This is a genomic window from Mesorhizobium sp. M7A.F.Ca.US.005.03.2.1, assembly GCF_003997795.1.
Lineage (GTDB): Bacteria > Pseudomonadota > Alphaproteobacteria > Rhizobiales > Rhizobiaceae > Mesorhizobium > Mesorhizobium ciceri.
Genome location: NZ_RZRP01000292.1, coordinates 1 through 6,841 on the forward strand (window position 1 = coordinate 1; position 6,841 = coordinate 6,841).

Below are 6,841 nucleotides of genomic sequence, written 5' to 3' on the forward strand. Positions count from 1 at the left end.
CGCGCTGCATCAAGAGCATGCGAATGACCGCCTGCGCGCCGGACAGGAAGATGCGCTCCTTTGCGAGATCGAACTTGTCGTCGAGCGCGACGTCGTGCAGCGTCATCAGGCATTTCCTCTGCGGAGGCCACGCGGGGCAGGCAGCCAACGTCGGGGTCGGATGACGCATCCTTTCTCCCCTTGCAAGGCAGGTCAAACAAAATCGCAGATGCCAGGCAACGCGCAACGAACAGTCCGCGGCCATCCTGAATCGAGTATGAAACCGATCCGCGGACATTGCCCGGCGCATGAACATTACAGCTGCGGCGCGGGCGGCCGCGACGCGTCAGCCGCCTTTCGAGCAATCTGGCTTCGGCTCGCCCGGCAGCTTGCCGTCGGGATGGCCGACGAGATCGGGATTGGCGGTGTAGAGCTGGTCGATGACCAGCGGCCGGTCGGGCAGGATCGACTGGTCTTCCGTCGACATCAGCGTGGTGTCGATCTTCTGCAGGACCGCGCCGTCGGCGCCCTTGATGCTGATGGCAATCGCATAGGGCTTGTTCTTGACGACGCAGGTCAGTGCCGGGCTCTCCAGCGTCACCTTGTCGAGCTTCGGCCAGACCTTCTGCTCGACCACCAGAGGTGCGCCGCCGGCGGGATCCTGGAAGCTGGCGACCGCCACCTGGCCCTCTCCCATCGGCTTCAGCGGCCGCAGGGCCACCACATAAGTCGCCCTGGCGAGGCGGTAGTTGAAAACGAATATCTTGCCGGAAACCTCGAACAGCTTGCCTTCGGCGTCGCCGGTGTCGCGGCAGGCGCCGAGCGCAACGGCCACGATGAGCGCCGCGCCAACAAGGATCGAACGGGAAAGGCCGCTACGCATTCTTGACCTCATTTTCCGCCATGCGACGGCGGCGATAGTGACGGCTTGCCTTCTGACGGTTGCCGCACACCGCCATGTCGCACCACAGGCGGCTGGAATTGCGGCTTCTGTCGACGAACAGCCAGGTGCAGTTGGGACAGATCCTGAGCCTTGCGACGGTATCGTCGCGCAGAAGCGATAGCGCCGAAACCGCCAGCGCCGCCTCGAAGGCGATCGGCGTCAGGGGATCACCGAACGGCCTTCCCGGCACACCGATCTCGGTCCGGCTGCCGGCCAGACCCTCGGCGCAGGCGCTCAGGAATCCGGGCAGATCAGCGGTGGCGACCGCGCCCTTCGACACCGCTCCACGAAACAGCCGGTCCGTCGCCTCGCGGATCGACAGCACGACGGGTGCGATCGCCACCGCTGAGGATACCGCCAGCGGCCTTTCGCCAAGCTCGGCGGCGCGAAAGCGGCTCGCCGCGTCGGCGAAGCGGGCAATCTCGGCCGGATCTTCGAAGCGGTCGAACGTCCGCCCCGGATCGCCGCGCAGCACGACGGTGTTCGCCGTGTCGAGCGCAAGCAGGCCGCCGGTGAAGCGGTGCGGGGTCCATGATACCGTCATGGCCAAAATCTAACCGATAAATCGTATTTGACAAGTTAGATTCAGCGATGCAACCTCACTCCGGATGCGGTGGTCTCCGCAGCCTTTTGAGCATGCTGTTGGCCAGGACCGCTTCGCACTTTTGGGCGGCATGCTTCGAGGTTTTGCATGCTCTATTTCTTCCAGCAGGTGCTGAACGGGCTGCATTCGGGCGCGCTGTATGCGTTGCTCGCCTTTGGCTATGTGCTGACCAACGGCATCCTGCACCGCACCAATCTCGCCTATGGCGCGTTGTTCGCCTTTTGCGGCCAGACCATGATCCTGACCGCGGCCTTCGGCTATCAGGTGCTGTGGCTGACGCTGCTGGCGGCGGTGGCGCTCGGCGTCGTCGCTGCGTTCCTCTATGCCGCGCTGATCAGCCACGTGCTGTCGCGCAGTGTCTTCGAACCGTTGGCCGACCGCACGCCCAATGCAATCGTGGTGACGACTCTCGGCATCCTGCTGCTGCTGTCCGAAGCGAGCCGCATCGCCGCCGACACGCATGATCTGTGGCTGCCGCCGATGCTGGCGGAGCCCATCGTTTTCGCGCAGGGCGCGACCTTCAAGGCAACGCTGACGCTCATCCAGCTTATCGACTGCGCCGTGGTGGTGGCGGCAATCGCGCTGGCAAGCTGGGCTTTTGCCCGGTCGAGCTTCGGACGGTGCTGGCGCGCCGTCTCCGACGACCCCAAGGCTGCCGCGATGTGCGGCGTCGACGTACGCGCGGTGTTCCGGCACGCGGTGCTGTTCGGCGGCTTCTGCGCCGCGCTGGCCGGCGTCATGGCCGGGCTCTATTACGGCAATGTCAGCTTCGGGTCGGGCCTCGTCTACGGACTGAAGATCCTGTTCGTGACGGCGGTCGGCGGCTATCTCTCGCCACCGCGCGCGGCGCTCGGCGCGGCCGTCTTCGGCATGGCCGAATCGCTGTGGGCCGGCTATTTCCCGGTCGAGTGGCGCGACGCGTGGATGTACCTGTTCCTGGTCACGACGCTGATCCTGATCGGCGCCGGCCGCGACACCGGCAAAATCGCCTGAAAACGTCAGACTTTGGTTGCATGACGCGAGGGCAGATCGCCGGTATTGGGCACTGTCTGCCATGCGATGATATTCGCTGCCTCTATCCTTGTTGACCCGTCAGTCCACGCGCGGCATACCGTTGGACCACGTGGCGTGACGGACAAAAAGGGGGAAGCCGGCACGCCTCCGGTACAAGGGAGGAATGCATGGCAGGGCTTCTCGCTCTATCCAGGACTATTGATCGCGCCAACGAGTTCATCGGCAAATGGATATCGTGGCTGATCCTGCTGGCGATCCTGGTGAGCGCCGCCAACGCCATTATCCGCAAGGTGTTCGACATATCGTCGAACGCTTGGCTCGAGCTGCAATGGTATCTGTTCGGCGCCGCCTTCATGCTGGCCGCCGCCTATACGCTGAAGCAGAACGAACATATCCGCATCGACGTCGTCTACGGCCTGTTTCCACGCCGCGTGCAGCACTGGATCGACCTTTTCGGGCATGTCTTTTTTCTGATGCCGTTCGTGACGCTGATGGTGATCTATTTCGTTCCTTATGTGTCGCTGTCGTTTCGCAGCGGCGAGATGTCCAACAATTCCGGCGGCCTGATCATCTGGCCCGCCAAGGCCATCCTGCTCGTCGGGTTTTTCCTGCTGGCGCTGCAGGGCATCTCCGAGATCATCAAGAAGATCGCCATCATGCGCGGAGACATGGACGACCCCAATCCCTTCATATCGGTGCATGAGCAGGCCGAACTCGAAGCCAAGGCGCTGGCCGACGAGGTGCGTTCGTGATGGAGTTCATCGCGCAGAACATGGCGCCGATCATGTTCGCTTCGCTGATCATCTTCCTGCTGATCGGCTACCCCGTCGCTTTTTCCTTGGCCGCCAACGGCTTGATGTTCTTCTTCATCGGTGTGCTGCTGTCTCCCTATTCCGGAGGATCGATCAACCTCGCCTGGCCGCTCCTGCACGCATTGCCGGATAATTTCTACGGCAGCCGGGTGATGTCGAACGACACGCTGCTGGCCATCCCGTTCTTCACCTTCATGGGCATCGTGCTCGAGCGATCGGGCATGGCCGAAGACCTGCTCGACACGATCGGCCAACTGTTCGGGCCAATCCGCGGCGGCCTCGCCTATGCGGTGATCTTCGTCGGCGCGCTTTTGGCGGCGACCACCGGCGTGGTGGCGGCTTCCGTCATCGCCATGGGCCTGATCTCGCTGCCGATCATGCTGCGCTATGGCTATGACCGCCGGCTCGCATCCGGTGTCATTGCCGCCTCCGGCACGCTTGCCCAGATCATCCCGCCGTCGCTGGTGCTGATCGTGCTTGCCGACCAGCTCGGCCGCTCGGTCGGCGATATGTACGCGGGCGCGTTGATCCCGGGCCTCGTGCTCACCGGCCTCTATATGTCCTATATCCTGATCATGTCGATCATCCGGCCGAACTCGATGCCGGCGCTGCCGCTCGAGGCCCGTACACTTGGCCATGGCGTGATGTCGCTGCTGGTGGCTTTGCTGGTCACATCGGCGGTTTCCTACGCGGCATATCGTTATCTGGCGCCGGCGCATGGCGACAATGCCGACATTCTTGGCGCGACTGCCGGGGTGCTGTTCATCTACATCGTCGCCATTGCCGACAAGCGCCTGAACTTCAACATGATGTCCAGGCTCGCGCAGCAGGTGATCATCGTGCTGATCCCGCCACTGGCGCTGATCTTCCTGGTGCTGGGCACCATCTTCCTGGGCATCGCCACGCCGACCGAAGGCGGCGCCATGGGCTCGGTCGGCGCCTTGTTCATGGCGGCGGCCAAGGGGCGCTTGTCGCTTGACGTCGTTAAGCAGGCACTGGCCTCGACGACAAGGCTGTCGTCCTTCGTGCTGTTCATCCTGATCGGCGCACGGGTGTTCTCGCTGACCTTCTACGGCGTCAACGGCCACATCTGGGTCGAGCACCTTTTGACGTCGCTGCCGGGCGGCGAGGTCGGCTTCCTGATCGGCGTCAACATGCTCGTCTTCTTCCTCGCCTTCTTCCTCGATTTCTTCGAACTGGCGTTCATCATCGTACCGCTGCTGGCGCCCGCCGCCGACAAGCTCGGTATCGACCTGATCTGGTTCGGCGTGCTCCTGGGCGTCAACATGCAGACCAGCTTCATGCACCCGCCCTTCGGCTTCGCGCTGTTCTATCTGCGTTCGGTGGCCGCGCGCGTGCCCTATCTCGATCGTCTCACCGGCAAACAAATCGCGCCGGTGACGACCGGCCAGATCTATTGGGGCGCGGTGCCCTTTGTCTGCATCCAGGTGATCATGATCGGGCTGACCATCGCCTTCCCGCAAATGGTGATGCACTACAAGGGAACGACCGTCGATCCGGGCACCATCGACTACAAGGTACCGGAGGTGCCCGGCCTGTCGCCGCTGGGCACGCCGCCGGCGGATGGAGCGGCGCCCGCTGGTGGCGCCACGGCGCCGGCCGCTCCTGACCTTTCGCAACCGCCCAGTTTCGGCGATCCGACACCGGCAAAGCCGGCAGCGCCACAGCCCGACCTGTCGCAACCGCCAAGCTTCAACTGAACCGGCATGGTCAAGACCATGAAAGCGGTGCGGCTGGAAGCAGTGGGCGACATCACGCTGCGCGACGTCGACATGCCTGACATCGGTGCGGATGAGCTACTGGTGCGCATCGAAGCCTGCGGCGTCTGCGGCACGGACCGGCATCTGTTTCACGGTGAATTTCCTTGCACGCCACCGGTGACGCCCGGCCATGAGTTTTCCGGCATCGTCGAGGCGATCGGAACATCGGTCTCGGGTTTTGCCATCGGCGATCGTGTTACCGGCGACCCCAACATAGCCTGCGGGCGCTGCGCGCACTGTCACGCGGGACAAGTCAATCTCTGCACCAATCTGTGCGCGATCGGCATTCATCGCGACGGCGGCTTTGCCGACTATCTTGCCTTGCCGCAGAAACAGGCTTTCGTGCTGCCTGCAGGCCTGAACCCCCTGCACGGTGCCTTCTGCGAGCCGCTCGGCTGTTGCCTGCACGGCGTCGACCTTGCCGGTATCAAACCGGGCAGCTCGGTGGTCGTGCTTGGCGGCGGCGTGATCGGCCTGCTCACCGTGCAGCTGGCAAGACTGGCGGGAGCCACGACCATCATTCTGTCGACCAGGCAGGCTTCGCGGCGCGCCCTCGCCGAGGACCTCGGCGCGACAGCGACGATCGATCCGACAGCCACCGATGTCATCGATGCGATCGCCGGACCGGCCGGTCTGGCGCCAGGTGGCGTCGACGTCGTCTTCGAATGCGCCGGCGTGCGAGAGACCGTCGAGCAGTCCATGCGGCTGGCCCGAGCCGGCGGCACGGTCGTCACTGTCGGCGTGACGCCGCAAGGCATGAAAGCGGAATTCGAGCCGTTCGACCTGTTGTTCCGGGAACTGAAGGTGCTCGGTTCCTTCCTCAATCCCTACACCCATCGCCGCGCCGCCGAACTCATCGCTTCCGGTGCGGTCGAGATCGACAGGCTGATCTCCAGGCCGGTGTCGCTTGAAGAAGCGCCAGCGGTGATCGCCAATCCGCCGGCGCCCGGCGAGGTCAAGGTTCTGGTGGTGCCGCGCCGCGGCTGAACCGCCGGCTTCGCCTCCCGGCATATACAGAAAAGCTCCCTGAGCGGGGTCCGCCCAGAGAGCTTTTGAGCAGAAGTCCGGCCGGCTACAGCTTGCCGTTGCGCTGCTGGACCATCATGAAGGTGTCGTAATTGTATTCGGCCACCTGTGCCCAGAGATAATGCTCCTTGCGGAAGCCCTTGATCGATTCCCAGATCTTCTTGAACGGGGCGTTGGAGGCTTCCATTTCGGTATAGACCTCGTTGGCCTTTTCGAAGCAGGCGGCCATGATCTCCTGGCTGAACGGGCGCAGTTTCGCGCCGCCGGCCACCAGCCGCTTCACCGCCGCAGGGTTCAGATAATCGTATTTCTGCAGCATGTTGGCGTCGGCCGCCTGCGCGGCAGTGTGCAGCAGCGACTTGTACGTCGGCGAAAGCTCTTCGTACTTCGCCTTGTTGAACATCAGGTGGACGGTCGGGCCGCCCTCCCACCAGCCGGGATAGTAATAATAGGGCGCCACCTTGTAGAAGCCGAGCTTCTCGTCGTCATAGGGGCCCACCCATTCGGCCGCGTCGATGGTGCCTTTTTCCAACGCCGGATAGATGTCGCCGCCGGCGATCTGCTGCGGCACGACGCCGAGTTTCTGCACCACCTTGCCGGCAAAACCGCCGATTCGCATCTTGAGGCCGGAAAGGTCGGCCACCGTGTTGATTTCCTTTCGGAACCAGCCACCCATCTGCAC

Annotated in this window: 7 protein-coding genes; 4 read left to right on the top strand and 3 right to left on the bottom strand. The window is 63.5% G+C overall.

Annotated features, from left to right (window positions below):
- Window positions 1-325: 325 nt before the first annotated feature.
- Window positions 326-862, bottom strand: coding sequence for a hypothetical protein (locus EN991_RS17425; protein WP_127369205.1), 537 nt, complete (start codon window positions 860-862; stop codon window positions 326-328).
- The gene (locus tag EN991_RS17430; RefSeq protein WP_127369206.1) at window positions 855-1,466 is read right to left on the bottom strand and encodes a CGNR zinc finger domain-containing protein; all 612 of its coding nucleotides are present in this window, start codon (window positions 1,464-1,466) and stop codon (window positions 855-857) included. The genes EN991_RS17425 and EN991_RS17430 overlap by 8 nt, the downstream gene beginning before the upstream one ends.
- A 147-nt stretch (window positions 1,467-1,613) precedes the next feature.
- Between EN991_RS17430 and EN991_RS17435 the strand changes: the two genes are divergently transcribed.
- The 4 genes from EN991_RS17435 to EN991_RS17450 all read left to right on the top strand — a co-directional run bounded on the left by EN991_RS17435 (window position 1,614) and on the right by EN991_RS17450 (window position 6,120).
- Window positions 1,614-2,519, top strand: coding sequence for a branched-chain amino acid ABC transporter permease (locus EN991_RS17435; protein WP_064992905.1), 906 nt, complete (start codon window positions 1,614-1,616; stop codon window positions 2,517-2,519).
- 188 nt (window positions 2,520-2,707) lie between these two features.
- On the top strand, window positions 2,708-3,292 hold the full coding sequence (locus tag EN991_RS17440) for a TRAP transporter small permease subunit (RefSeq protein WP_013528212.1): 585 nt from the start codon (window positions 2,708-2,710) through the stop codon (window positions 3,290-3,292).
- Complete coding sequence (locus EN991_RS17445; RefSeq protein WP_174299056.1) at window positions 3,289-5,073, top strand: TRAP transporter large permease subunit; 1,785 nt, start codon at window positions 3,289-3,291, stop codon at window positions 5,071-5,073. Before EN991_RS17440 ends, EN991_RS17445 begins: the two co-directional genes overlap by 4 nt.
- Before the next feature lie 18 nt (window positions 5,074-5,091).
- Window positions 5,092-6,120, top strand: a complete 1,029-nt coding sequence (locus tag EN991_RS17450) for a zinc-dependent alcohol dehydrogenase family protein (RefSeq protein WP_164753632.1) — start codon at window positions 5,092-5,094, stop codon at window positions 6,118-6,120.
- Between the two features lie 85 nt (window positions 6,121-6,205).
- Here EN991_RS17450 and dctP read toward each other — a convergent pair.
- The coding region (dctP, locus tag EN991_RS17455; RefSeq protein WP_206519213.1) for a TRAP transporter substrate-binding protein DctP at window positions 6,206-6,841 on the bottom strand (636 nt) is incomplete at its 5' end.